This is a genomic window from Streptomyces griseosporeus (genome assembly GCF_014656055.1).
Taxonomy (GTDB): Bacteria; Actinomycetota; Actinomycetes; order Streptomycetales; family Streptomycetaceae; genus Streptomyces; species Streptomyces griseosporeus.
In genome coordinates, this window is sequence record NZ_BNBR01000003.1 from 792205 (window position 1) to 818194 (window position 25990).

The 25990-nt window shown below is 72.0% G+C and carries 24 protein-coding genes; 16 read left to right on the forward strand and 8 right to left on the reverse strand.

Annotated elements, in window-relative coordinates:
* Positions 1-184 precede the first annotated feature (184 nt).
* The 3 genes from IE308_RS18065 to IE308_RS18075 all read left to right on the forward strand — a co-directional run bounded on the left by IE308_RS18065 (position 185) and on the right by IE308_RS18075 (position 1356).
* The gene (locus IE308_RS18065; protein ID WP_190218702.1) at positions 185-658 is read left to right on the forward strand and encodes a phospholipase; all 474 of its coding nucleotides are present in this window, start codon (positions 185-187) and stop codon (positions 656-658) included.
* A 172-nt stretch (positions 659-830) separates the two neighbouring features.
* Complete coding sequence (locus tag IE308_RS18070) at positions 831-1100, forward strand: type II toxin-antitoxin system Phd/YefM family antitoxin (protein ID WP_190218703.1); 270 nt, start codon at positions 831-833, stop codon at positions 1098-1100.
* The gene (locus tag IE308_RS18075) at positions 1093-1356 is read left to right on the forward strand and encodes a type II toxin-antitoxin system RelE family toxin (RefSeq protein ID WP_190218704.1); all 264 of its coding nucleotides are present in this window, start codon (positions 1093-1095) and stop codon (positions 1354-1356) included. Before IE308_RS18070 ends, IE308_RS18075 begins: the two co-directional genes overlap by 8 nt.
* A gap of 84 nt (positions 1357-1440) precedes the next feature.
* On the opposite strand, the gene ychF is transcribed toward IE308_RS18075, so the two are convergent.
* Positions 1441-2529: a redox-regulated ATPase YchF gene (ychF, locus tag IE308_RS18080; RefSeq protein ID WP_190218705.1), complete on the reverse strand. Its 1089-nt coding sequence runs from the start codon at positions 2527-2529 to the stop codon at positions 1441-1443.
* 799 nt (positions 2530-3328) lie between these two features.
* Between ychF and IE308_RS18085 the strand changes: the two genes are divergently transcribed.
* The gene (locus IE308_RS18085) at positions 3329-3658 is read left to right on the forward strand and encodes a DUF6542 domain-containing protein (RefSeq protein ID WP_373314526.1); all 330 of its coding nucleotides are present in this window, start codon (positions 3329-3331) and stop codon (positions 3656-3658) included.
* Positions 3659-3715: 57 nt separating this feature from the next.
* Here the strand turns inward: IE308_RS18085 and ppgK are convergent, their stop codons facing one another.
* Together ppgK and IE308_RS18095 are read right to left on the reverse strand one after the other, a co-directional pair.
* Positions 3716-4459 carry a polyphosphate--glucose phosphotransferase gene (gene ppgK / locus IE308_RS18090; protein WP_190218706.1) on the reverse strand — a complete coding sequence of 248 codons (744 nt, stop codon included), beginning with the start codon at positions 4457-4459 and terminating at the stop codon, positions 3716-3718.
* Between the two features lie 50 nt (positions 4460-4509).
* A complete protein-coding gene (locus IE308_RS18095) occupies positions 4510-5526 on the reverse strand; it encodes a 4-hydroxy-3-methylbut-2-enyl diphosphate reductase (RefSeq protein ID WP_190218707.1) in 1017 nt (338 codons plus the stop codon).
* 182 nt (positions 5527-5708) lie between these two features.
* Between IE308_RS18095 and xseA the strand changes: the two genes are divergently transcribed.
* Together xseA and IE308_RS18105 are read left to right on the forward strand one after the other, a co-directional pair.
* Positions 5709-6917, forward strand: a complete 1209-nt coding sequence (gene xseA, locus IE308_RS18100; protein ID WP_190218708.1) for an exodeoxyribonuclease VII large subunit — start codon at positions 5709-5711, stop codon at positions 6915-6917.
* A gap of 9 nt (positions 6918-6926) precedes the next feature.
* Entirely contained in the window at positions 6927-7169 is a 243-nt protein-coding gene (locus IE308_RS18105) for an exodeoxyribonuclease VII small subunit (RefSeq protein ID WP_190218709.1), read from the forward strand.
* Positions 7170-7319: 150 nt separating this feature from the next.
* On the opposite strand, the gene IE308_RS18110 is transcribed toward IE308_RS18105, so the two are convergent.
* Positions 7320-7847, reverse strand: a complete 528-nt coding sequence (locus IE308_RS18110; protein ID WP_190218710.1) for a DUF4245 domain-containing protein — start codon at positions 7845-7847, stop codon at positions 7320-7322.
* A 126-nt stretch (positions 7848-7973) separates the two neighbouring features.
* On the opposite strand from IE308_RS18110, the gene glpX reads away from it, so the two are divergent.
* The gene (gene glpX, locus IE308_RS18115; RefSeq protein ID WP_110630109.1) at positions 7974-9008 is read left to right on the forward strand and encodes a class II fructose-bisphosphatase; all 1035 of its coding nucleotides are present in this window, start codon (positions 7974-7976) and stop codon (positions 9006-9008) included.
* Positions 9009-9097: 89 nt separating this feature from the next.
* On the opposite strand, the gene IE308_RS18120 is transcribed toward glpX, so the two are convergent.
* The gene (locus IE308_RS18120) at positions 9098-9475 is read right to left on the reverse strand and encodes a WhiB family transcriptional regulator (RefSeq protein ID WP_110630108.1); all 378 of its coding nucleotides are present in this window, start codon (positions 9473-9475) and stop codon (positions 9098-9100) included.
* A gap of 112 nt (positions 9476-9587) precedes the next feature.
* Positions 9588-10268, reverse strand: coding sequence for a DUF1707 SHOCT-like domain-containing protein (locus tag IE308_RS18125; protein ID WP_110630107.1), 681 nt, complete (start codon positions 10266-10268; stop codon positions 9588-9590).
* A gap of 190 nt (positions 10269-10458) precedes the next feature.
* Between IE308_RS18125 and IE308_RS18130 the strand changes: the two genes are divergently transcribed.
* The 4 genes from IE308_RS18130 (at position 10459) to IE308_RS18145 (ending at position 16937) form a co-directional block, all read left to right on the forward strand.
* Positions 10459-12129 (forward strand): fumarate hydratase, encoded by a 1671-nt coding sequence (locus IE308_RS18130; RefSeq protein WP_110630106.1) that lies wholly within the window; start codon positions 10459-10461, stop codon positions 12127-12129.
* A gap of 146 nt (positions 12130-12275) precedes the next feature.
* On the forward strand, positions 12276-13679 hold the full coding sequence (locus IE308_RS18135; protein ID WP_110630105.1) for a class II fumarate hydratase: 1404 nt from the start codon (positions 12276-12278) through the stop codon (positions 13677-13679).
* Positions 13680-13771: 92 nt separating this feature from the next.
* Positions 13772-14497, forward strand: a complete 726-nt coding sequence (gene fomD, locus IE308_RS18140) for a cytidylyl-2-hydroxypropylphosphonate hydrolase (protein WP_190218711.1) — start codon at positions 13772-13774, stop codon at positions 14495-14497.
* 220 nt (positions 14498-14717) lie between these two features.
* Positions 14718-16937 (forward strand): ATP-binding SpoIIE family protein phosphatase, encoded by a 2220-nt coding sequence (locus IE308_RS18145; protein ID WP_110630103.1) that lies wholly within the window; start codon positions 14718-14720, stop codon positions 16935-16937.
* Between the two features lie 89 nt (positions 16938-17026).
* On the opposite strand, the gene IE308_RS18150 is transcribed toward IE308_RS18145, so the two are convergent.
* Positions 17027-19327 (reverse strand): transglycosylase domain-containing protein, encoded by a 2301-nt coding sequence (locus tag IE308_RS18150; RefSeq protein ID WP_190218712.1) that lies wholly within the window; start codon positions 19325-19327, stop codon positions 17027-17029.
* A 262-nt stretch (positions 19328-19589) separates the two neighbouring features.
* Here IE308_RS18150 and IE308_RS18155 point away from each other — a divergent pair, with 262 nt between their 5' ends.
* The 5 genes from IE308_RS18155 (at position 19590) to IE308_RS18175 (ending at position 24477) form a co-directional block, all read left to right on the forward strand.
* Positions 19590-20492, forward strand: a complete 903-nt coding sequence (locus IE308_RS18155) for an SPFH domain-containing protein (protein WP_110630100.1) — start codon at positions 19590-19592, stop codon at positions 20490-20492.
* On the forward strand, positions 20489-20770 hold the full coding sequence (locus IE308_RS18160) for a type II toxin-antitoxin system antitoxin (protein WP_190218713.1): 282 nt from the start codon (positions 20489-20491) through the stop codon (positions 20768-20770). Before IE308_RS18155 ends, IE308_RS18160 begins: the two co-directional genes overlap by 4 nt.
* A 94-nt stretch (positions 20771-20864) precedes the next feature.
* A complete protein-coding gene (locus IE308_RS18165; RefSeq protein WP_190218714.1) occupies positions 20865-21392 on the forward strand; it encodes a PadR family transcriptional regulator in 528 nt (175 codons plus the stop codon).
* Positions 21389-22078 carry an ABC transporter ATP-binding protein gene (locus IE308_RS18170; protein ID WP_190218715.1) on the forward strand — a complete coding sequence of 230 codons (690 nt, stop codon included), beginning with the start codon at positions 21389-21391 and terminating at the stop codon, positions 22076-22078. Before IE308_RS18165 ends, IE308_RS18170 begins: the two co-directional genes overlap by 4 nt.
* Positions 22075-24477, forward strand: a complete 2403-nt coding sequence (locus IE308_RS18175; RefSeq protein ID WP_190218716.1) for an ABC transporter permease — start codon at positions 22075-22077, stop codon at positions 24475-24477. The genes IE308_RS18170 and IE308_RS18175 overlap by 4 nt, the downstream gene beginning before the upstream one ends.
* A gap of 527 nt (positions 24478-25004) precedes the next feature.
* Here IE308_RS18175 and IE308_RS18180 read toward each other — a convergent pair.
* Positions 25005-25964 carry a LysR substrate-binding domain-containing protein gene (locus tag IE308_RS18180; protein ID WP_190218717.1) on the reverse strand — a complete coding sequence of 320 codons (960 nt, stop codon included), beginning with the start codon at positions 25962-25964 and terminating at the stop codon, positions 25005-25007.
* Positions 25965-25990 lie beyond the last annotated feature (26 nt).

The window sequence follows — 25990 nt, forward strand, 5'->3', positions numbered from 1 at the left end:
GACCGCCCGGGAGTCAGGCGAGGACCGCGCTCGCGCCCGCCTGTGAGTCAGGCGAGGGCCGCCCGGCAGCGCGGCGAAGGACCCGGTATAGCCCCCGCGGAGGCTTCGCATAGCAGCCCCTCCGAGCGTGAGGCCTGCCGCGCCGGGAAACACCCGGCAGCCGCTCACCCTCCGGAGGAATCACATGCGTCGCCGTCTCGCCACCCTGCTCGCCGCCGCTGCCGGGGCCCTCGCCGTCGCGTCCCCCGCGAGCGCCGCGCCTGCCGACAAGCCGCAGGTCCTGAGCAGTTGGACGCAGACCAGCGCCGAGAGCCAGAACGCCTGGCTCGCGGCGCGCGCCGACCAGGGTGCGTGGTCGGCGTACGGCTTCGACTGGTCGACCGACTACTGCACCACGTCCCCCGACAACCCCTTCGGCTTCCCCTTCCAGACGGCTTGCGCACGGCACGACTTCGGGTACCGCAACTACAAGGCGGCCGGCACGTTCGACACCAACAAGTCCCGCCTCGACGACGCCTTCTACGCGGACCTCAAGCGGGTCTGCTCCGCCTACTCCGGCCTGAAGAAGACCTCGTGCGACTCCACCGCCTGGACCTACTACCAGGCCGTGAAGGCCTTCGGCTCCAGCGCGGCGGTGGACGGCGCCCGGGCGGCCTGACCGCACCCGCGACCACCCCACCCCGCGGCAGCTGAAGCCGGCAGGAGGCAGCAAGGGAATGCGGCAGGAGCCGGACTCATGAGCCCGGCCCCTGCACGCCTGCGGTTCACCCAGCACCATGCGCACAACCGAGCCGTTGTGTACACATGAGACACTCGGTACACTTAGCCGCATGACACAACGGCTGCCCATAGAGTCCATCCGCGATGTCCGGGCGCACCTGGCCGAGGTCGTGGAGCGGGCCGACCGCGACGACGTGCCCACGGTGATCACGCGCCGGGGCAAGCAGGTGGCTGCCGTGGTGTCCATCGAAGTGCTCCGCAAGTACCAGGAGTGGGAAGAGCGCGAGATCAACCGGATCATCGACGAGCGCATGGCCAATCGAGCACCCGGCATCCCGATCGAGGACATCATGAGGGAGACCCTGGCGCGCGGTGAGTGAGTACCGAACCGTCTTCCGACCCGAGGCCCAGGCCGAACTCCGGAAGATCCCTCGCGACATGGCCCTGCGCATCCTGGCCAAGCTGACCGAGCTGGAGAGCGACCCGCTGGGGTTCAACACCACGGCCCTCGTCTCCCAGCCCGACCGGCGCCGCCTACGGGTGGGCGACTACCGCGTGATCTACACGATCGACAACGGTGAGCTGGTGGTGTGGGTCGTGCACGTCGGGCATCGCTCCACCGTCTACGACAGCTGAGCGCTCCTGACAGAGCACGGCAATCGGCGAAGGGGCCGGGCTCCACGAGCCCGGCCCCTTCTGACCTGGTGTCATTTCATCCGCTCAGACGTTGAAGCGGAACTCCACCACGTCCCCGTCCTGCATGACGTAGTCCTTGCCCTCCATGCGCGCCTTGCCCTTCGCGCGGGCCTCGGCGACCGAGCCGGCCTCGACCAGGTCGTCGAAGGAGATGACCTCGGCCTTGATGAAGCCCTTCTGGAAGTCGGTGTGGATCACGCCGGCGGCCTCGGGGGCGGTGGCGCCCTTCTTGATCGTCCAGGCGCGGGACTCCTTCGGGCCGGCCGTGAGGTAGGTCTGCAGGCCGAGGGTGTCGAAGCCGACGCGGGCGAGGGTGGCGAGGCCAGGCTCCTCGGCGCCGACCGACTGGAGCAACTCCAGGGCGTCCTCCTCGTCCAGCTCGGCCAGGTCGGCCTCCAGCTTGGCGTTGAGGAAGATCGCCTCGGCGGGGGCGACCAGGGCGCGCTGCTCCTCCTTGAAGGACTCGTCCGTCAGCTCGTCCTCGTCGACGTTGAAGACGTAGAGGAACGGCTTGGTGGTGAGCAGGTGCAGGTCGTGCAGCAGCTCGGCGCGCTCGCTGCCCTGGACGATGCCGTGGGCGAAGAGCGTGTCGCCCTTCTCCAGGATCTCCTTGGCCTCCTCGACGGCCTTGACCTTCGGCGCGACGTCCTTCTTGATCCGGGACTCCTTCTGGAGGCGCGGGAGGACCTTCTCGATGGTCTGGAGGTCGGCGAGGATCAGCTCGGTGTTGATCGTCTCGATGTCGTCCTTGGGCGAGACCTTGCCGTCGACGTGGACGACGTTCTCGTCCTTGAAGGCGCGGATGACCTGGCAGATCGCGTCGGACTCACGGATGTTCGCCAGGAACTTGTTGCCCAGGCCCTCGCCCTCGGACGCGCCGCGCACGATGCCCGCGATGTCGACGAAGTCGACCGTCGCCGGGAGGATCCGCTCCGACTTGAAGATCTCCGCCAGCTTGGTCAGACGCGGGTCCGGAACGCCGACCACGCCGACGTTCGGCTCGATCGTGGCGAACGGGTAGTTGGCCGCCAGCACGTCGTTCTTGGTCAGGGCGTTGAACAGGGTCGACTTGCCGACATTCGGCAGACCGACGATTCCGATCGTGAGCGACACGTTGCGACTTCCCGTACGTGAGGGTGGAGGGCGGACTCCCGGGCGGGGCCGATCCACCAGTCTACGGGGTGCCCGGCCGGGGCCGGGCGGGCATCTCGAACGCCTGGCCAAGCTCTGCCCAACGGCGTGTCCGATCCCCGATTCGGCACATAAACCGACCTAAGTTGGTCCAATGGAGCAGCACAGGACGCGCCCCCCTCAGCCCGCACCGCGCCGCGGCACGCCCGCGCCCCTGCCACCCCAGCCGGGCCCGGCCCCGTCCGGAACGGCGAAGCCGGGTGGGCAGGGCCCCCGGAGGACGGGGGCCGACCCGCGCAAGGCTGCCAAGGGCGCCGGTCCGACCTCCGGCGACGGGCGGCCGCCGAAGAGCGGTGCGCGTCCGGGCGCTCCGGGTGCGCGGCCCTCCTCCGCCGGAGGGCGTCCCGCCGCGCGGCCCGCATCCGACGACGCGCGCACGCCCGCCCCAGGTCCGCGTCCGCCCTCCGCCGGCGGGCGCCCGTCCGCCCCGGGCACCCGTCCGCCCTCCGCCGGCGGGCGTCCCGCGGCCTCCGGCCCCCGACCGGCCTCCAAGAGCGCACGACCCACCACGCCCGGCCCGCGCCCCGCCCCGCAGGGAGCCGCGCCCCAGCCGTCGCGGCGGCCGGCCGGGGCCGTCCCCCGGGGCCGTACGGCCGGAGGTCCGGGCCCCCGGCGGCCCTCCTCCCCACGGCAGGCCCCCGCCCCCGTCGCCCCCGCACTGCGGCCGCTGCCCAACCCCCGGCTGACCGGCCTCGGCGGCGGGCTGTTCTGTGCCGCCGTGATGATCGTGCTCGGGTTCCTGGTGCGGCTGCTGTTCGGGGCGTCGGAGACGGTGTACGGCGTGCTGTTCCTGCCGGTGTCCGCGCTGACCGCGCTGTGGGTGCGCCGGGGCGATCTGCTGACGGCACCCGTCGTCGTACCGATCGCCTTCGCCGCCGGTCTGCTGACGGTGGCCGACGGCGGCGAGGGGGTCGGCGGGTGGCTGATGGGCCTGGTCACGGCACTCGCCACCCAGGCGGGCTGGCTCTACGGCGGCACGATCGTCGCCGCCGTGATCACCCTCGGCCGGGGGCTGCGGGCGGCCCACCACCGACGCCGCCGCCACCTCTGACCCGGGGGCACGGACCGGACGACCGGGGCGGCCGGCCGCGCGCCGACGGGGTGGTGCCTACACCTCCGCCGCACGCATGGCCGCCCCCACGATCCCCGCGTTGTTCTGCAGCTGCGCCGGGACGATCTCCGCTCTGATGCCCTCGATGTGGGGCAGGAACTTCTGGGACTTGCGGCTGACGCCGCCGCCGATGATGAACAGCTCCGGGGAGAACAGCATCTCCACGTGGGCCAGATACTTCTGCACCCGCCGCGCCCAGTGCTCCCAGCTCAGCTCGTGGTCCTCCTTGGCCTTGCTGGAGGCCCGCTTCTCCGCGTCGTGGCCGCCCAGCTCCAGGTGGCCCAGCTCGGTGTTGGGCACCAGGACGCCGTCGGTGAAGACGGCGCTGCCGATGCCCGTGCCGAAGGTCAGCAGGATGACCGTGCCGCGGCGGTCCTTGCCGGCGCCGAAGTGCATCTCGGCGACGCCGGCCGCGTCGGCGTCGTTGACCACCGTCACCGGCAGGCCGCCCAGCCGCTCGCTGAACAGCGCCCGCGCGTCCGTGTCGACCCAGCTCCTGTCGACGTTGGCCGCCGTACGCACCGTCGCGCCGCCCGTGACCACGCCGGGGAAGGTGAGCCCGACCGGGCCGGTCCAGCCGAAGTGCTCGACGACCTGCTTCACGCCGTCGGCCACCCCGTCCGGCGTCGCCGGGTGCGGGGTGAGCACCTTGTGGCGCTCCTGGGCCAGGTCGCCCTTGTCCAGGTCCACGGGAGCGCCCTTGATCCCGGATCCGCCGATGTCCACGCCGAAGATCTGCATGGCCCTACGTTACGACGGACCACTGACAGTCACGCCATGCCCGGCGCTTTTCACGCCCCGGCCGGGCCCGCCCCGCCGCGCTCGGCGACCAGCGCCGCCGCCTCTTCGCGCAGGTCCCGGCGCAGCTCCTTCGGCAGGGAGAAGGTGATGGACTCCTCGGCCGCCTTGACGATCTCGACGTCCTCGAAGCCGCGCTCGGCGAGCCAGGCCAGCACCTCCTCGACCAGCACCTCGGGCACGGACGCGCCGGAGGTGACGCCGACCGTGGTGACGCCCTCCAGCCAGGCCTCGTCGATCTCCCTGGCGAAGTCCACCAGGTAGGCCTCGCGGGCGCCGGCCAGCTTGGCGACCTCGACGAGCCGCTTGGAGTTGGAGGAGTTGCGGGAGCCGACGACGATCACCAGATCGGCCTCGGCGCCCATCTGCTTCACGGCGAGCTGCCGGTTCTGCGTGGCGTAGCAGATGTCGTCGCTGGGCGGGGAGACGAGCCCGGGGAACTTCGTCTTCAGCGCGTCGACGGTCTCCATCGTCTCGTCCACGCTCAGCGTGGTCTGGGACAGCCAGACGACCTTCGACGGGTCGCGGACCTCGACCTTCTCCACGTCGCCGGGGCCGTCGACGAGCTGGATGTGGTCGGGGGCCTCGCCGGAGGTGCCGATGACCTCCTCGTGGCCCTCGTGGCCAATGAGGAGGATGTCGTAGTCCTCGTTGGCGTACCGGATGGCTTCCTTGTGGACCTTGGTGACCAGCGGGCAGGTGGCGTCGATGGTGGCCAGCCGGCCCTGCCGCGCCTCCTCGTGCACGGTCGGGGCGACGCCGTGCGCGGAGAACATCACGATGTTGCCCGGCGGCACCTCCTCCGTCCGCTCGACGAAGACGGCGCCCTTCTTCTCCAGGGTCTGCACGACGTACTTGTTGTGCACGATCTCGTGCCGGACGTAGACCGGAGCGCCGTACTGCTCCAGGGCCTTCTCGACGGCGATCACGGCGCGGTCCACACCCGCGCAGTAGCCACGGGGGGCGGCGAGCAGGACACGGCGGCCAGGCGAAGCAGTCATGCACCCCATCGTAAGGCCGCGTTCGGGGGCCCGGAGATCGCGTCCCCGGCCTGTCGCCCGTGAGACCGGGGTGATCGGGAAGGAGGCCCTGGTGTCCGGCACGGATCCGACGGCCCGGGCGGCCGGCGGGGGCCGCGGGCCGCGGCGCAGTCCCGGCTCCGTTGTCGGTGCGGCCCGTTACCCTCGCGGACATGGCTGTCAACACGTCCGCGGACACCCCGATCCCCGTCGGTGAGGTCTCGCGGCTCATCGGCGGGTGGATCGACCGGCTCGGCGCGGTGTGGGTCGAGGGGCAGATCACGCAGCTGTCGCGGCGCCCGGGCGCGGGCGTGGTGTTCCTGACGCTGCGCGATCCGTCGTACGACATCTCGGTCAGCGTCACCTGCTACCGGCAGGTGTTCGACGCCGTCGCGGACGTCGTCGGCGAGGGCGCCCGGGTCGTGGTGCACGCGAAGCCGGAGTGGTACGCGCCGCGCGGGCAGCTGTCGCTGCGCGCCGCCGAGATCCGTCCGGTGGGCGTCGGGGAGCTGCTGGCACGCCTGGAGCAGCTGAAGAAGTCGCTCGCGGCGGAGGGCCTGTTCGCGACGGAACGCAAGAAGCCGCTGCCGTTCCTGCCGCAGCTGATCGGCCTGGTGTGCGGGCGGGCCTCGGCGGCCGAGCGGGACGTGCTGGAGAACGCCCGGCACCGCTGGCCGCACGTCCGCTTCGAGGTGCGCAACGTCCCGGTGCAGGGCGTGCACGCGGTGCCGCAGGTGGTGCAGGCCGTCAAGGAGCTGGACGAGATCGACGAGGTCGACGTGATCATCGTCGCGCGCGGTGGCGGCAGCGTGGAGGACCTGCTGCCGTTCTCCGACGAGCAGCTGGTCCGCGCGGTCGCCGCGTGCCGTACGCCGGTGGTGTCGGCGATCGGCCACGAGCCGGACACCCCGCTGCTGGACTACGTCGCGGATCTGCGCGCCTCGACGCCCACCGACGCCGCCAAGAAGGTCGTACCGGACGTCGGTGAGGAGCTGGAGCGGGTGCGGATGCTGCGCGGCCGTGCCCGGCGGTCCGTGGAGGCGCTGGTGGAGCGGGAGGAGCGCGGGCTCGCCCACGCGCTGGCCCGGCCCTCGATACAGGACCCGCACCGGATGATCGACGAGCGCGAGGACCAGGTGGCGGCGCTGGTGGAGCGGTCGCGGCGCTGTCTCGGGCATCTGCTGGACCGCGCGGACTCGGAGCTGACGCACACGCACGCGCGCGTGGTGGCCCTGTCCCCCGCGGCGACGCTCCAGCGCGGGTACGCGGTGCTGCAGAAGGCCGACGGACACGTGGTGCGCGCGCCGGGCGAGGTGACGGCCGAGGAGCCGCTGCGGGCCCGGGTGGCCGAGGGTGAGTTCATTGTCCGAGTCGATGTTTAGGTTGGATGGATGACCAGCAAGGTGGACGAGGCGCTCGGCTACGAGCAGGCGCGCGACGAGCTGATCGAGGTGGTGCGCCGCCTGGAGGCGGGCGGTACGACGCTGGAGGAGTCCCTCGCCCTGTGGGAGCGCGGCGAGGAGCTGGCCCGGGTGTGCCGGCGCTGGCTGGAGGGCGCGCGGGCGCGGCTGGACGCGGCGCTGGCGGAGGAGAAGGCCGGGGAGTCACCGGCCGACGGGGCGGGCGAGGGCTAGGCGGCGGCGCTCGCCGAGACACCCCTGGGTCCAGGTCTCGATCCAGGCCACGGTCGGACCCCTGGCGTCACCGACGCCCGGCCCCGTCGTTGTCCCACGGAAGAGGCCCCCAGCACCGCCGGGGGCCTCTCGTCGTGTGCGGGGCCGTGGTCAGGCCATCTTCAGCGCCCCGGCCATCTTCGCCAGCTGGTCGAAGGAGGCCGTGCCCGCGACGACCGTCGTCGAGCCGCCGGGGGTGTCCTTGAGCACCAGGGCGTCGTACCGGCCGCCGGTGTAGCGGATCCAGGTCCGGCCGCCGATCTGCTGGGTCACCTCGGTCGCCTCGGCGCCCTGGCTGGCCTCGTCGATGAACCGCGCGCGCTTGTCGGTGGACTGCTCGATCGCCACGTACTCCCCGTCGGGGGCGTGGTAGCCGAGGTGCCAGGCGTCGAAGTCGGCCCCGTCGAAGCGGACGGAGGTCGGCTTCCAGCTCTGCGGCAGGCCCTCGGGTGCGGCCACCGGGTAGGAGGCGGCACGGCGTGCCGTCAGCAGCTCGACGCGGTAGTCGACGCGCTTGATGTCCGGTGCGTGATCGTCGTGCGGGATGAAGAGGTAGACCACCAACGCCGCGATCATGATCAGGCCCAGGGAGAGGACCATGTCCCGGACCGTCTTCTGCTTGCCGTTCGAACCTGCCACGCCCCTATCGTCGCAGGTGCCCGGCCCGCTCATCCGTGGGGTCCCCTGCTCATTTTGTCGGACTGACGATAGAGTCGGGTCGAACACCCTCATCCGGCCGTCGTCGTATCAGAAAGGTGCGCTCCGATGACCGAGCATCATCACTTGCCGTCCGAGCTGGACGTCCCGTCCGAGGCCCCCGACCGCAACCTCGCCCTGGAGCTCGTCCGGGTGACCGAAGCCGCGGCGATGGCCGCCGGCCGCTGGGTCGGGCGCGGCGACAAGAACGGTGCCGACGGCGCGGCCGTGCGCGCCATGCGGACCCTCGTCTCCACCGTGTCGATGAACGGCGTCGTCGTCATCGGCGAGGGCGAGAAGGACGAGGCGCCGATGCTCTACAACGGGGAGCGGGTCGGCGACGGCACCGGCCCCGAGGTCGACATCGCCGTCGACCCGATCGACGGCACCACGCTGACCGCCAAGGGCATGCCCAACGCGATCGCCGTGCTCGCCGCGGCGGAGCGCGGGTCGATGTTCGACCCGTCGGCCGTCTTCTACATGGACAAGCTGGTCACCGGCCCCGAGGCCGCGGACTTCGTGGACATCGACGCGCCCGTCGCGGTGAACATCCGGCGGATCGCCAAGGCGAAGCGGTCCACGCCGGAGGACGTCACCGTCGTCATCCTGGACCGGCCCCGGCACGAGGGGCTCATCAAGGAGGTCCGGGAGGCCGGTGCGCGCATCAAGCTGATCTCCGACGGCGATGTCGCCGGGTCGATCTACGCCCTGCGCGAGGGCACCGGCGTCGACCTGCTGCTCGGCATCGGCGGCACGCCCGAGGGCATCATCTCGGCCTGCGCGGTGAAGTGCCTGGGCGGCACGATCCAGGGCAAGCTGTGGCCCAAGGACGAGGAGGAGCGGCAGCGGGCCATCGACGCCGGGCACGACCTGGACCGGGTGCTGACCACCGACGACCTGGTCTCCGGGGAGAACGTCTTCTTCGTCGCGACCGGCATCACCGACGGTGAGCTGCTGCGCGGTGTGCGGTACAAGTCGGAGACCGCGCTCACCGAGTCGATCGTGATGCGGTCGAAGTCGGGGACGGTCCGCCGGATCGACTCCGAGCACCGGCTGAGCAAGCTGCGGGCGTACAGCGCGATCGACTTCGACCGGGCGAAGTAGCCCGGCCGGCCCGGGGCACTCCCCCGGCCGACATCACATCGGCGCCCTCTGTGCGGAGAGGGCGCCGAATGTGTTTCGCGTGAGGGCCGTCAGCCCGCTGCCGCTATGCGGTCGGTGGTGCGGGCGGCCTTCTTCAGCTCCATCTCGCGGCGGCGCCGGCGGGCCAGGACGACACGGCGCTCCGCCGCCGTCAGGCCGCCCCAGACGCCGTAGGGCTCGGGCTGGAGGAGGGCGTGTTCGCGGCACTCGACCATGACCGGGCAGCGGGCACAGACGCGCTTCGCGGCTTCCTCGCGGGAGAGCCGGGCCGCGGTGGGTTCTTTGGAGGGTGCGAAGAACAGGCCCGCCTCGTCACGCCGGCACACCGCCTCGGTGTGCCATGGGGCGTCTTGATCCCTGTCTCGCGCTGGCACCCGCTGGGCCGGAACGGCAGCTACCTGCAGGGACGAATGCGGCGGTTGCAGCACGGTCTACTCCTGACGACGGCTTCGCGAGCGAGAGACGATGCAGCAAGGCCTACCCGCTGTGCGCGCGCCTATGCACTGAGTTCCGAACCGGCAGACTCTGTGTTCACATCCGTCAACGGTCCAGGTGTTTGCGCAAATTCTTGTCGACCTTGCGCTGAACCCGATCGAGTATGTCCGCGACGATCCGTCCCCGCCGCGGCCGGCCCTCGATGTTGCCGAGCACGGCCCACCCCTCCACGTACACCACGGGGGCGTCCGGGTCGCCGGAGTCGAGGGCGTCCACCTCGAAGTTGCCGAGGACCCCGCCGCCCGTGCCGTGCAGCGAGACGTTCTCCGGGACGCGGATCTCGATGTTGCCGAAGACCGAGACCGCCTTGATCACCACCTGCTGGTACTCGAACAGGGCCTCGCTGAGGTCGATCTCGACGCTGCCGAAGACCGCGTACGCGTGGATGCGGCGGCCCGCGCGCCAGCGGCCGCGGCGGGTGGCGCTGCTGAACACCGCCACCACGTTGTCGTCCGGGTCGGCCGGGACGGCGCCGGCGGCCGGGCGGCCCGGGACGGCGCCCGGCGCGCGGCGGGCGTGGGCGGCGGGCAGGTCCCGGACGAAGGCCTCCAGCTCGCCGACCGTCCTGGCGGCCAGCACGCCCTCCACCCGCTCGGCGTGCTCCTCCGCGGTCAGGCGGCCCTCGGCGAGGGCGTCGCGCAGGATGTCGGCGATGCGGTCCCGCTCGGCGTCGGAGGCGCGCAGCTCGGCGGTCGGCGTGGGTGCGGTCTGCTTCTGAAGGTCCACGGCAGCAGCGTAGCGAAACACGATAGATCGCGACAGTCCCCCGGCAGGGTGATCTGCGGGCCCCGGGACGATCCGCGGGCCGCGGAACTGAGCCTTACCTCACAAGCCCGGCGCCGACGGCAGGTTCTACGCTGGACGGGCCCGCCAGCGTCGGCGGGCCGCCGTCCGTCAGAGTGAGGAATGGGCTGAGATGCCTGAGTTCGCGTACACCGATCTGCTCCCCCAGGGCGAGGACACCACCCCGTACCGGCTGGTGACCTCGGAGGGCGTGTCCACCGTCGAGGGACCGGACGGGCGGACGTTCCTCAAGGTGGAGCCGGAGGCGCTGCGCAAGCTGGCCGCGGAGGCCATCCACGACATCCAGCACTACCTGCGCCCGGCGCACCTGGCGCAGCTGCGCCGGATCATCGACGACCCCGAGGCGTCGTCGAACGACAAGTTCGTCGCGCTGGACCTGCTGAAGAACGCCAACATCGCGGCCGCCGGAGTGCTCCCGATGTGCCAGGACACCGGCACGGCGATCGTCATGGGCAAGCGCGGCCAGAACGTGCTGACGTCCGGCGAGGACGAGAAGCACCTCTCGCACGGCATCTACGACGCCTACACCAAGCTGAACCTGCGCTACTCCCAGATGGCCCCGCTGACCATGTGGGAGGAGAAGAACACCGGCTCGAACCTCCCGGCGCAGATCGAGCTGTACGCCACCGACGGGGGCGCGTACAAGTTCCTGTTCATGGCGAAGGGCGGCGGCTCGGCCAACAAGTCGTTCCTCTACCAGGAGACGAAGGCGGTCCTGAACGAGGCCTCCATGATGAAGTTCCTGGAGGAGAAGATCCGCTCGCTGGGCACGGCGGCCTGCCCGCCGTACCACCTGGCGATCGTCGTCGGCGGCACGAGCGCCGAGTACGCGCTGAAGACCGCCAAGTACGCCTCCGCGCACTACCTGGACAACATGCCGGCCGAGGGCTCCCCGCTCGGCCACGGCTTCCGGGACAAGGAGCTGGAGGAGAAGGTCTTCGAGCTGACGCAGAAGATCGGCATCGGCGCGCAGTTCGGCGGCAAGTACTTCTGCCACGACGTGCGCGTGGTCCGCCTGCCGCGGCACGGCGCGTCCTGCCCGGTCGCCATCGCCGTCTCCTGCTCCGCCGACCGCCAGGCCGTCGCGAAGATCACCGCCGAGGGCGTCTTCCTGGAGCAGCTGGAGACCGACCCGGCGCGCTTCCTGCCGGACACGACCGACGAGCACCTGGAGTCGGACGGCGACGTCGTCAAGATCGACCTCAACCAGCCGATGGACACGATCCTCGCCGAGCTGACGAAGTACCCGGTGAAGACCCGGCTGTCGCTCACCGGCCCGCTGGTCGTGGCCCGCGACATCGCGCACGCCAAGATCAAGGAGCGGCTGGACGCGGGCGAGGAGATGCCGCAGTACCTGAAGGACCACCCGGTGTACTACGCCGGCCCGGCCAAGACCCCCGAGGGCTACGCCTCCGGTTCCTTCGGCCCGACGACGGCCGGCCGCATGGACTCCTACGTGGAGCAGTTCCAGGCGGCGGGCGGCTCCAAGGTGATGCTGGCCAAGGGCAACCGCTCCAAGCAGGTCACCGACGCGTGCAACGCCCACGGCGGCTTCTACCTCGGCTCGATCGGCGGCCCGGCCGCCCGGCTCGCCCAGGACTGCATCAAGAAGGTGGAGGTCCTGGAGTACGAGGAGCTGGGCATGGAGGCGGTCTGGAAGATCGAGGTCGAGGACTTCCCGGCGTTCATCGTGGTGGACGACAAGGGCAACGACTTCTTCCAGGACCCCGCACCGGCCCCGACGTTCACGTCGATCCCGGTGCGCGGGCCCGGCCTCGCCTGATCCGGCGCCGCCACGCGCGCGTACGGCCCCCTCCCGGCACCGGGCGGGGGCCGTCGCCGTATCCGGACTCACCGCGCTCCCGGCGGGAACCCCGCAGGGGGAATAGCCTCGGTCCAGCCCGCGCTGATCTTCGTGGAGGTACGACGATGACGACGACCGGAACCGGCGGCGACTACCGGATCGAGCACGACTCCATGGGCGAGGTGCGGGTGCCCGCGCACGCCAAGTGGCGGGCGCAGACGCAGCGGGCCGTGGAGAACTTCCCGGTCTCCGGGCAGCGGATCGAGCGCGCGCACATCGAGGCGCTGGCGCGCATCAAGGGCGCCGCGGCCAAGGTGAACGCGCGTCTCGGGGTGCTCGACAAGGACATCGCGGAGGCCGTGCAGGAGGCGGCCGGCGAGGTCGCGGAGGGCCGGTGGGACGACCACTTCCCGGTCGACGTGTTCCAGACCGGGTCGGGGACGTCCTCCAACATGAACGCCAACGAGGTCATCGCGACGCTGGCGAGCGAGCGGCTCGGCCGGGACGTGCACCCCAACGACCACGTCAACGCCTCGCAGTCGTCCAACGACGTCTTCCCCTCGTCGATCCACATCGCCGCGACCGCCGCCGTCCTGCGCGACCTCGTCCCCGCCCTCGACCACCTCGCCGCCTCCCTGACCCGCAAGTCGGAGGAGTTCGCCGACGTGGTGAAGTCCGGGCGGACCCACCTGATGGACGCCACGCCCGTCACCCTCGGCCAGGAGTTCGCCGGGTACGCGGCGCAGGTGCGGTACGGCGTCGAGCGGCTGCGGGCCTCGCTGCCCCGGCTGGCCGAGCTGCCGCTGGGCGGCACCGCCGTCGGCACCGGCATCAACACCCCGCCCGGGTTCTCCGCCGCGGTCATCGAGGAGGTGGCCCGCGTGACCGGGCTGCCGCTGACCGAGGCGCGGGACCACTTCGAGGCGCAGGGCGCCCGGGACGGGATCGTGGAGACCAGCGGGCAGCTGCGCACGATCGCCGTGTCCCTGACGAAGATCGCCAACGATCTGCGGTGGATGTCGTCCGGGCCGCGCACCGGCCTCGCCGAGATCAGCCTGCCCGACCTGCAGCCCGGCTCGTCGATCATGCCCGGCAAGGTCAACCCGGTCGTCCCGGAGGCCGTCCTCATGGTCGCCGCGCAGGTCATCGGCAACGACGCCACCGTCGCCACGGCCGGCGCCGCGGGCAACTTCGAGCTGAACGTCATGCTGCCGGTGATCGCCAAGAACGTCCTGGAGTCGATCCGGCTCCTCGCCAACGTCTCCCGGCTGCTCGCCGACCGGACCGTCGACGGCATCACCGCCCACCGCGAACGCGCCCGCGAGTACGCCGAGTCGTCGCCGTCCGTCGTGACGCCGCTGAACAAGTACATCGGGTACGAGGAGGCCGCGAAGGTCGCCAAGAAGGCGCTCGCGGAGCGGAAGACGATCCGGCAGGTGGTGCTGGAGAGCGGGTACGTCGAGCGGGGCGCCCTCACGGTCGAGCAGCTCGACGAGGCGCTGGACGTGCTGCGGATGACCCGCCCGTGACGCCGTGAGGGCGCTGCGGCGCGTGTCACGCCCGGGTGCGAACCGTGACGCGCGCCGCAGCGTCGTATGGCTGTGACACCTAATATCTGTGCATGGCAGACGGGGATGTGGTGACGACAGCGGGCGAGGGCACGAACACGGGTGCGGCGGCGGCGAGTTCGGCCGGTCAGCGCGGCTTCTGGGCGCCGGGCAGCCGGATCCTGTGGCGCTACCGGGAGAACGCCGGTACCCGATTCCACATCGCGCGGCCCGTCACCGTCGTCCGGGACGACCCCGAGGTCCTCGCCGTCTGGATGGCGCCCGGCACCGAGTGCGTCAAGCCGGTGCTCACCGACGGCACGCCCGTGCACCAGGAGCCGCTGGCGTCCCGCTACACCAAGCCGCGGACCGTCCAGCGGGACCGCTGGTTCGGCACCGGGGTACTGAAACTGGCCAGGCCCGGCGAGCCCTGGTCGGTGTGGCTGTTCTGGGATCCGGGCTGGCGGTTCAAGAACTGGTACGTGAACCTGGAGGAGCCGCTGACCCGCTGGGCCGGCGGCGTCGACTCCGAGGACCACTTCCTGGACATCTCCGTTCACCCGGACCGCAGTTGGCACTGGCGGGACGAGGACGAGTTCGCGCAGGCCCGGCGGGACGGGCTGGTCGACGACGCCCTCGCGGAGCGGGTCCGGCGGGCCGGGCGGCAGGCCGTCGAGGTGATCGACGCGTGGGGGCCGCCGTTCCGCGACGGCTGGGAGCACTGGCGCCCGGATCCCTCCTGGACCGTGCCGCCGCTGCCGGACGACTGGGATCGTACGCCCGCGCATGTGTCCTCATGAGACCCTTGATGCGCCCCCGGGCACGAAACGTAGGATCGTCCTCCGCAAGGGCGCACGGCAGCAACTCCCGTCGCGAGCGCCGAGTCTGACCTTATGTCACCGAGGGGCGGCAGGACGTGACAACCTCTGACCACGCCGGAATTCCGTTCCCGGGGCACGTATTGCGGGTATCGGCACTTCGGCGGGACGAACTGCACGCGCGGCGCGCAGTCGCTGACGGATGGATTCGACACGCGTGACGGAGCACCCCACGTCCTACGAACGTCCCCAGCCGGGCGTCGACCCCGCGGATCCCCGCGGGGCGCTCCTGCGTACCTCCACGCCCGCGCACACGCCGGGCACGACCGCGCTCCCGGCGCAGGCCCGCGGGGGTGACACCCCGCCGGGCGCGGCGGCACCCTGCGCGCAGGGCCGCAAGCCGGACACCCCGCAGGGCCGCGCTCCGGACGCCCCGCAGAGCACCGGCCCGGACACCGGCACCGGCACTGGCACGGACGCCGGCCCGGAGCACGCCCAGCCGGCCGCCGAGGACACCGGCACCCACCGGCCCCGCCCGGCCCCCGACGCGATCCCCGTGCAGCCCGACGGCTCCGCCCAGCCCGCCGAGGGCGCGTCCGGCGCCGACCCCGCCGCCGCCACCGACCCCAACACCCCCGCCACCCCCGACCGGCGGACCGGGCAGGGCCCCTCGCCGGGGCAGCCGACGCCGATGCGGCGGGACGGCGACCGGCTGCGGTTCGTCGGGGCGGCGACCCGGCGGATCGCCCGCGGTCTGGACCTCGACGAGATCGTGATGGGGCTGTGCCGGGCGACCGTGCCGACGTTCTCCGACGCGATCCTCGTCTACCTGCGCGACCCGCTGCCGGTCGGCGACGAGCGGCCCACCGGCCCGCTGGTGCTGCGCCTGCGCCGCACCGACCGGATCCCGGTGGAGCGGGACAGCGAGGCCGGTTTCGCGCCGCTGCCGCAGCCCGCCGCGCAGCAGCCGGAGCCGTGGGAGCTGGCGGAGCTGTCCACGGTGGCGGCGGAGCTGTGCGAGGTGCGCACCGGCGGCGCGCTCGCCGAGGTGCTGCGCGGGGTGCGCCCGGTCTTCGCCGACGCCCCCGCCGCGCGGGCCGCGCTGCCCGAACTCCTCGGCGCGGGCGGCGACCTGGTCATCCCCAGCGGGCAGCGCGCGATCCTCGCGCCGCTGCGCGGCCGGCGCCGGGTGATCGGCGCTGCGGTGTTCCTGCGCCGCCCCGAGCGGATCCCGTTCGAGACGGACGACCTGCTGGTCGCGGCCCAGCTGGCCACGCACAGCGCGCTCGGCATCGACAAGGCGGTGCTGTACGACCGCGAGGCGTACATCGCCGACGAGCTGCAGCGCACGATGCTCCCGGAGACCCTGCCCCGCCCGACGGGCGTACGGCTGGCCTCCCGCTACCTGCCGGCCGCGGAGACCGCACGGGTGGGCGGCGACTGGTACGACGCGATCCCGCTGCCCGGCAGCCGGGTCGCGCTCGTCGTCGGCGACGTCATGGGGCACTCCATGACGTCCGCGGCGATCATGGGCCAGCTGCGCACGACCGCGCAGACCCTCGCCGGGCTCGACCTGCCGCCGCAGGAGGTGCTGCACCACCTCGACGAGCAGGCCCAGCGCCTGGGCACCGACCGCATGGCGACCTGCCTGTACGCCGTGTACGACCCGGTCTCGCACCGCATCACCATCGCCAACGCCGGCCACCCGCCGCCCGTCCTGCTGCACCTGGGCGGCCGGGCCGAGGTGCTGCGGGTGCCGCCGGGCGCGCCGATCGGCGTCGGCGGGGTCGACTTCGAGGCCGTCGAGCTGGACGCGCCCGCAGGGGCGACCCTGCTGCTGTACACCGACGGGCTGGTGGAGTCGCGGCTGCGGGACGTGTGGACCGGCATAGAGCAGCTGCGGGAGAAGCTCGCCGCGACCGCCCAGCTGACCGGGCCGGACCATCCGCCGCCGCTCGAAGCGCTGTGCGACGAGGTCCTGGACATGCTCGGGCCGGGCGACCGGGACGACGACATCGCGCTGCTCGCCGCCCGCTTCGACGGGATCGCGCCGAGCGACGTGGCGTACTGGTTCCTGGAGCCGGAGGACGCCGCGCCCGGCAAGGCCCGCAAGCTGGCCCGGCGGGCGCTGGCCCGCTGGGGTCTGGAGGATCTCAGCGACTCGGTGGAGCTGCTGGTCAGCGAGGTCGTCACCAATGCCGTGCGGTACGCCTCCCGGCCGGTCACGCTGCGGCTGCTGCGCACCGACGTGCTGCGCTGCGAGGTCGGCGACGACGTGCCGCAGCTGCCCCGGCTGCGGCAGGCGCGCGCCACGGACGAGGGCGGGCGCGGGCTGTACCTGGTGAACCGGCTGGCCCGGCGCTGGGGCGCGACCCGGCTGAGCACGGGCAAGGTGGTCTGGTTCGAGCTGAACCGGACGTAGGGCTCACCGCCGTACCGGAGGCGGGACGAGCGGCTGTACGGGAAAGGGCGCCCGGTGTGCACCGGGCGCCCTCTTCCGCCTATCCGCTCCTACTGACTGCCCTGGGTGAACCGGTCGAAGGGGTTCTGCGGTGTCTGCGACGGTGTCCCCGACGGGGTGGCCGAGGTCGTCGGCGTCTGCGACGGCGTCTCGGTCGGCTCCTCGGTCGTCGGCGTCTCCGACGGCTCCTGGGTCGTCGGCGTCTCCGACGGCTCCTCGGTGGTCGGCGTCTCCGACGGCTCCTCGGTGGTCGGCGTCTCCGACGGGGTCGCCGTCACGGTCGGCTGGACCGCCGCGCCCTGGTCGGTCTCCAGGTCGAACTCGCTGACCTCGCTCTGCACGCCGAAGGTGTACGCCGCCCAGATCTGCGCCGGGAAGCCGCCACCGTTGACCCGGCCCTTGCCGGGCAGGCGTCCGGTCGCGCCGGTCAGCGTGGTCTGGACGTGGGTCTTGGCGTCCTCGCCGAACAGGCCGACGGAGGTGACCAGGTCGGGGGTGTAGCCGGTGAACCAGGCCGACTTGTTGTTGTCGGAGGTACCGGTCTTGCCGGCGACCTTCTGGCCGTTGCGCAGCGGGTTGTCGCGGACCGAGGTGCGGGCCGTACCGTCGTCGACCACGCCGGTGAGGACGGAGGTCACCGTGTCGGCGGCCTCGCGGCTGACGACCTGCTCGCCGACCGGCTTCGGCAGCGTGACCGTGCGGGAGATGTGCTCCACCGACTTGATGAGCGCCGGGGTGACCTTCTTGCCGTGGTTGTCGAGGGTGGCGTACACCCCGGCCATCTGCAGCGGGCTCGCGCCCATCGAGCCGAGCGTCTGCGCGGGCACCGCCTGCAGGTTCTCGGTGTCCATGCCGAGGTCGCCGGCGGTGTCCAGCACGTTCTTCATGCCTACGTCGACGCCCATCTGCGCGAAGACGGAGTTGACCGACTTGTTCATCGCCGTCTGCACGGTGATGGGGCCGTAGTTCTGGTCGTCCTCGTTCTCCGGGGCGAACCCGACCTCGGTGCCGTGGTCGACGACCGGGCGCTCACTGGTGCCGTCGTAGATCGTGTTCGCGGTGATCGGGCGGCCGGACTGGGTCTCGGCGCCCTTGTCGATCGCCGCGGCGAGGATGACCGGCTTGAAGGTGGAGGCGGGCTGGTAGTCGGCGCGGGTGGCGTTGTTCGTGTAGTGCTTGAAGTAGTCCACGCCGCCGTACATCGCGACGATCGCGCCCGTCTTCGGGTTCACGGAGACCGCGCCGGCCTGGACGTTCGCGTCGACCTTGCGTTCCTTCGGGTCGAGCTTGCTGGTGAGCTGGTCCTTCACGGACTTCTCCAGCTCGGCCTGCTTCTTCCGCTCGATGTTCAGGGTGATGGTCCAGCCGCCGCGCTTGACCAGCGACAGCGCGTCCTTGTAGTCGTCCGCGGAGCCCTCGGCGACGAGTTGCCGGGCGAGCTGCGCGTTGGCCGCCTCCACCAGGTAGCCCTTCTGGCCGCCGAGGCCGGGGGACGGCTTGGGGTCCTTGGGCACCGGGAACTGCATGGCGGAGCGCTCGCTCTGGGTCAGCCAGCCCTCCTCGACCATGTTGTCCAGGACGTAGTTCCAGCGCTGCTGGACGAGCTTCTTGCCGGTGTCGGAGGCGCTGGCCCAGTCGTACTGGCTGGGCGCCTGGAGCAGCGCGGCGAGGTAGGCGCCCTGCTCGACGCTGAGGTCCTCGGCGTCGACGCGGTAGTAGGCCTGGGCGGCGGCCTGGATGCCGTAGGCGCCGCGGCCGTAGTAGCTGGTGTTGATGTAGCCGGCGAGGATGTAGTCCTTGGACTTCTCCCGGTCCAGCTTCAGCGAGATCACCATCTCCTTGAGCTTGCGGGAGACGGTCTGTTCCTGGCTGAGGTAGTAGTTCTTGACGTACTGCTGGGTGATCGTGGAGCCGCCCTGCGCGCCCTTGCCGGAGAGCGTGTTGAGGATGCCGCGGGCGGTGCCCTTGAGGTCGACGCCGGAGTCCTTGTAGAAGGTCTTGTTCTCGGCGGCGACGAAGGTCCGCTGGACCTTCTTGGGCACCTTCGCGAGGTCGACGATCTCCCGGTTGACGTCGCCGTCGCGGGTCATGACCGAGCCGTCGCTGTACTTGTAGACGTTGCTCTGCAGCTTGGCGTCGGCGTTGCCCTCGGGTATGTCGATCATCATGTAGAGCACGATGAAGGCGCCGATGCCGAGCAGGCACAGGCCGAGGAACGTGCCGAGGATCTTCTTCCAGGTGAACAGCCGGCGTATGCCGCTCTTGCCGCCCGCCTGTGACGAGCGGCGGCGCTTGGGCGCCGCGCGGCGGCCACCGCGCTGCCGCGCTCGTCTCTCTTCCGCTCGTCCCATGGGTTGCTTCGCTCCGCTTCGTCGTCGTCCGTCACACGAGGAGTGCCGGGCCCAGGTCAGCTCAGAAAGCTAACACCGCTGTATGTGACAAAGGCCGTCCGATGCGGTCGTTACGGACGTGACAATGAGCACCCCTGTCATGGGAACCGACGTCCGGCGGGGGTTGAGAGTTGCCTCCACCGGGAAAAGTGATATCACTTAGCTAGATGCGCGCTTCCAGACCGGAGCGCCGCGCAAGCACTTCACGAACCGGGGGAACCCCATGTCCGAGAACCTCGACGTACCCGAGATGCCCGCCCCACGCGTCCGCGAGTTCGCCGCGCGCAGCATCGGGGGCGGCCTCGCCCTGCTGCTCGGGCTGATCGGGATCGGCGCCGCCGCCGCCCTCTTCGCCGGGGCCGAGAAGAACCCGCTCTTCGCCGTCGGCGGCGCGCTGGTCCTGCTGGCCGCGCTCATCGGCCTGCGCGGCCTGAACACGGTGGCGCCGGGCGAGGCGCGGGTCGTCCAGCTCTTCGGCCGCTACCGCGGCACCATCCGCCAGGACGGACTGCGCTGGGTGAACCCCTTCACCTCCCGGACGAAGATCTCCACCCGGGTCCGCAACCACGAGACGGCGGTCCTCAAGGTCAACGACGCCTACGGCAACCCGATCGAGCTGGCCGCGGTCGTGGTGTGGAAGGTGAACGACACCGCGCAGGCCACCTTCGAGGTGGACAACTACCTGGAGTTCGTCAGCACCCAGACCGAGGCGGCCGTCCGGCACATCGCCATCGAGTACCCCTACGACGCCCACGACGAGGACGGCCTGTCGCTGCGCGGCAACGCCGAGGAGATCACCGAGAAGCTCGCCGCGGAGCTGCACGCGCGCGTGGAGGCGGCCGGCGTGCACATCATCGAGTCCCGCTTCACGCACCTCGCCTACGCACCGGAGATCGCCTCCGCGATGCTCCAGCGGCAGCAGGCCGGCGCGGTCGTCGCGGCCCGGCGGCAGATCGTGGACGGCGCGGTCGGCATGGTCGAGGCGGCGCTCGCCCGGATCACCGAGCAGGACATCGTGGAGCTGGACGAGGAGCGCAAGGCGGCGATGGTGTCGAACCTGATGGTGGTCCTGTGCGGGGACCGCGCCCCGCAGCCCGTCCTCAACACCGGGACCCTCTACCAGTGACCCCCGAGTCCGAGGGGACGCCCCCGCGGCGCCGGCCGCAGCAGCGCAAGCAGGTGCTGCTGCGGCTGGACCCGCTGGTGTACGAGGCGCTGGCCCGCTGGGCCGGCGACGAGCTGCGTTCGGCCAACGCGCAGATCGAGTTCCTGCTGCGCAAGGCGCTCGCGGAGGCCGGGCGGCTGCCCCGGGAGACTGGCCCGCTGCCCCGGCGCGGCCGGCCGCCCGCGTCCGGCGCCTCCGACGGCACCTCCGACGGTACTTCCGGTGTTTCAGAACCGTGACAATCGGCCCCGACCTGCCCGTCCCTACCGCCCGCCGTGAGGTGCACACTCCGCGTATACACGAGGGGTATACACCCTGTGTACAGTCGTCGGCATGTCCATCGGTCACACCCTCCTGGGACTCCTGGAGTCCGGGCCCCGCCACGGCTACGACCTGAAGCGGGCCTTCGACGAGAAGTTCGGTCACGACCGGCCGCTGCACTACGGCCAGGTCTACTCCACGATGTCCCGCCTGCTGAAGCACGGCCTCGTCGAGGTCGACGGCATCGAGGCCGGCGACGGCCCCGAGCGCAAGCGGTACGCCATCACCGAGGCCGGCATCACCGACGTCGAGCGCTGGCTCGGCACGCCGGAGAAGCCCGAGCCCTACCTCCAGTCGACCCTGTACACCAAGGTCGTCCTGGCCCTGCTCACCCACCGCGACGCGGCCGACATCCTCGACACCCAGCGCGCCGAGCACCTGCGCAGCATGCGCATCCTCACCGACCGCAAGCGCAAGGGCGACCTCGCCGACCAGCTGATCTGCGACCACGCCCTGTTCCACCTGGAGGCCGACCTGCGCTGGCTGGAGCTGACCGCCGCCCGCCTGGACAAGCTGCGGCAGGCGGTGGTGTCCCCGTGACCGCCCCCGCCGGCTCCCTCCTCGCGGCCGAGGGCCTGCGCAAGGCCTACGGCCCCACCGTCGCCCTCGACGGCGCCGAGTTCTCCATCCACCCCGGCGAGGTCGTCGCCGTCATGGGCCCCTCCGGCTCGGGCAAGTCGACACTGCTGCACTGCCTCGCCGGGATCGTCACCCCCGACGCCGGGTCGATCCTGTACGACGGACGCGACCTCGCGACGATGAACGACGCCCAGCGCAGCGCCCTGCGCCGCTCCGAGTTCGGGTTCGTCTTCCAGTTCGGGCAGCTGGTGCCGGAGCTGACCTGCGTGGAGAACGTCGCCCTGCCGCTCCGGCTGAACGGCACCTCCCGCAAGCGGGCCGAGCAGACCGCGCTCGACTGGATGCGGCGGCTGGAGGTCGACGACCTGGCGAAGAAGCGGCCCGGCGAGGTCTCCGGCGGGCAGGGGCAGCGGGTCGCCGTCGCCCGCGCGCTCGTCACGAGCCCGCGGGTCGTCTTCGCCGACGAGCCGACCGGCGCGCTGGACTCCCTCAACGGCGAGCGCGTCATGGAACTGCTCACCGAGGCCGCCCGCTCGGCCAGCACCGCCGTCGTCCTCGTCACCCACGAGGCACGGGTCGCGGCCTACTCCGACCGCGAGATCGTCGTACGGGACGGCAAGTCCCGCGACATGGAGCGGGTCGTATGAGGACCGCGCGACAGTGGGCCCGGGACCTGGCGATGGGCGTCCGGTTCGCGTTCGGCGGCGGACGCGAGGGCTGGACCCGCGCCCTGCTGACGGCCGTCGGCGTCGGCCTGGGCGTGGCACTGCTGCTGCTGACCACCGCCGTCCCCAACGTGCTGTCGGTGCGCGACGCCCGTGAGCAGGCGCGCGCCGACCACACCTTCAGCCAGCCGCCCCGGCCCAAGGCCGCCGACACGCTCGTCGTCGCCGACGCGAACACCACGTACGGCGAGCGGGACGTGCGCGGGCGGCTGCTGGAGCCCGAGGGCCCCAAGGCGCCGCTGCCACCCGGCGTGGACCGGTTCCCGGCGGCCGGCGAGATGGTCGTCTCCCCCGCACTGAAGGACCTGCTCACCTCCTCCGACGGCACACTGCTGCGGGAGCGGCTGCCGTACCGCATCGCCGGCACGATCGCCGAGCAGGGCCTGGTCGGCTCCCACGAACTCGCCTACTACGCGGGCGCGAAGGACCTCGCGCCGCGCATCGACAACTCGCGCGTGGCCCGCATCGTCGCCTTCGGCGAGAAGGTGCCCGGGCAGACGTCCGAGCGCATGGACCCCGTGCTGATCCTGCTCATCCTGGTCGTGTTCACGGTGCTGCTGATGCCGGTGGCCGTGTTCATCGCGGCGGCGGTACGGTTCGGCGGCGAGCGCCGCGACCGGCGGCTCGCCGCGCTGCGGCTGGTCGGCTCCGACAGCCGGATGACCCGGCGCATCGCGGCCGGCGAGGCGCTCGGCGGCTCACTGCTCGGCCTCGTCCTCGGCACGGTGTTCTTCCTGATCGGACGTCAGGCGGCGGGCTCGGTCGAGGTGCTGGGCACCAGCGTCTTCCCCAGCTACCTCAACCCCTCCCCCGCGCTGGCCGTCCTGGTCGCCGTCGCCGTCCCCGCTGCGTCCGTGCTGGTCACCCTGTTCGCGCTGCGCGGCGTCGTCATCGAACCGCTGGGCGTCGTACGGACCGCCAAGCCGGCCCGGCGCAGGCTGTGGTGGCGGCTGCTGCTGCCGCTGGGCGGCCTGGCGATGCTGTACCCGATGGTCGGGCAGGGCCGGGAGAACGGCGACTTCAACCAGTACCTCGTCACCGGCGGCGTCCTGCTGCTGCTCGTCGGCGTGACGGCGCTGCTGCCGTGGATCGTGGAGGCCGTCGTCGCCCGCCTCGGCGGGGGCTCGGTCGCCTGGCAACTCGCGGTACGACGACTCCAGTTGAGCAGCGGTACGGCCGCGCGCATGGTCAACGGCATCGCGGTCGCGGTGGCCGGGGCGATCGCCCTGCAGATGCTGTTCGCGGGGGTCGAGGGGGACTACACCGAGGCCACGGGGAAGGATCTGCGGCGGGCTCAGATGCAGGTGCATCTGGGGGCCGACGGAGGCGGGAGCGACGCCGGGGAGCGGTTCCGTGCCACGAAGGGGGTGCGTACGGTGACCCAGCTCTCCATGGGCTCCCTCTCCGACCGGCGCAAGAACCCCGAGCAGAGCGCCTCGATCACCGTCGGCGACTGCGCCGCCCTGCGCGAACTGGCCACGCTGCCGTCGTGCCGGGACGGCGATGTGTTCGAGCTGACCGGCGCCGAGTACGACGACGGCGCGTCCGCGCTGGTCAAGCCCGGGCGGACGCTGTACCTCGACCCGTCCTACGACGAGGATCCCGGCCGCGAGATCCCGTGGACGGTGCCGCGGCGTGGCCTGCGGGAGGCGGCGTCCGTGGACGGGCTGCTCGGGTTCAAGGCGGACGGGTTGCTGCTGACGCCGGGGGCGCTGCGGAAGGGGGCGGGGGGTGCGGTCGCTTCTACCGCCGTCTCAGCCCCCGCCTCTGCCCTCGATTCCTCCCTCGGCTCTGCGCTCAGTTCCGAGATCTACCTGCGGCTCGACCGGTCGGTGCCGGATGCGGCGGAGTACGTCCGTAACACCGCCGCGCGGGTCGATCCGCTGGCGGACGCGATGACGTGGACGTCGACGCGGGAGTCGGAGAAGTTCACCGCCATCCGGCAGGGGCTGTTCGTGGGCGCGGCGTGTGTGCTGGCGCTGATCGGGGCGAGCCTGCTGGTGTCGCAGCTGGAGCAGTTGCGGGAACGGCGGAAGCTGCTGTCGTCGCTGGTCGCCTTCGGTACGCGGCGGCGGACGCTGGGGTTGTCGGTGCTGTGGCAGACGGCCATCCCGATCGCGCTGGGGCTCCTGCTGGCCTCGGTGGTGGGGCTGACGCTGGGGTCGGTGCTGCTGCGCATGTCGGCGGCGAAGGTGCGGGTGGACTGGCCGAGCGTGCTGTCGATGACCGGGATCGGGGCCGGGGTGGTCCTGACGGTGACGCTGCTGAGCCTGCCGCCGCTGGCGCGGTTGATGAGGGCGGACGGGTTGCGGACGGAGTAGTCGTTCGTCTGCGGGTGGCGGGGGGCTGGTCGCGCAGTTCCCCGCGCCCCTGAATGCCTGCGGCGGCCCGCGCGGGTGTGTGGGGGGCTGGTGTAGCGCCATCTGCTGGTGGGTGGGTCGGGGCCGCGCCGGGGGGTATCCGTCCTCGGTGCGCCGCTACGTCGGTCAAATTCTCACCGCCACTTTCCGCCGCCCGCTGCGGGCGGACACCCCCCGACACGTCCCCTTCCCGCCGTACGCGTCTACCGGCCGCCCTGACTGCGGCGGGGCCGCCCCGCTGGGGTAGCGGGCAGCCGCACCGCTGGGCCGGCGCCCACCCGGCAGCGGCCGTCAGTCCGCTTAGCTGCGGGCAGTCGTGCCGCTGGGGCGGCACGGGTGGGCGCAGCGGCACCCCGCCAGCGCCGGGCCGCGCGACCCACCCCCGGTCGGCACCAGCGCCGGGCACCCGTCGAGCCGACCTCGGCACGACCCACCTCCTGGCCGGACCAACGCCGGGCACCCCTCAAGCCGATCCGGCCAGGACCAAGTCAGGAAGATTCCCCCGCGCCGTCCAGCACACGTACCGGCAGCGCCCGCATCGCCTCCCGTAGAGCCGCCGCCAGCTCCTCGTACTCCGCGCCCCGCGCCGCCCCCGCCCGCATCGCCAGGGCGATCCGCCGCGTCGGGGCCGGCTCGGCGAAGGAGCCGGTGAGGAGCTGGCTGCTCCGCGTCGTCTCCAGCTTCAGCGCCGTACGCGGCAGCAGCGTGCACCCCAGCCCACCCGCGACCAGCTGCACCAGCGTGGACAGCCCCGCCGCCGTCGTCGTGACCGGCGCGTCCTCCCGCCCCGCCTCCCGGCAGATGTCCAGCGCCTGGTCCCGCAGGCAGTGACCCTCGTCGAGCAGGAGGAGGTTGAGTTCCTTCAGGGCCTCGCGGCCTATGCCCTCGCGGCCGCCGAGCGGGTGGTCGAGAGGGGTGACGAGAACGAAGTCCTCGTCGAAGAGGGGCAGTTCCACCACACCCGGCACACCCAGCGGTACCGCCAGCAGCAACAGGTCCAGGCGTCCGCTGTGCAGGCCGTCCAAGAGGTTCGCGGTCTGCTCCTCGTGGACCTGGAGGTCCAGGTCCGGATAGCGCTCGTGGACCAGCCGCAGCACCGTCGGCAGGAGGTACGGCGCCACCGTCGGGATCACGCCCAGCCGCAGCGCCCCGGTGAACGGCGCCCGCACCGCCTCCGCCTCCTCCAGCAGCGCCCCGACCTCGTCCAGCACCGCCTTCGCCCGCACCGCCAGCCTCTCCCCGGCCGGCGAGAGCAGTACCTTGCGCGTCGTACGCTCGAGGAGGGTGACACCGAGTGTCTCCTCCAGGGCGGAGACCGCCCCGGAGAGGGCCGGCTGGCTCATCCCGATCGCCGCGGCCGCGTCCCGGAAGTGCAGATGCTCGGCGACCGCCGCGAATGCCCGGAGCTGCGACAGGCTGGGCTGACGTCGTTTACTGCCGACGCTCACGGATCCTCACCGACATCCTCACTGAT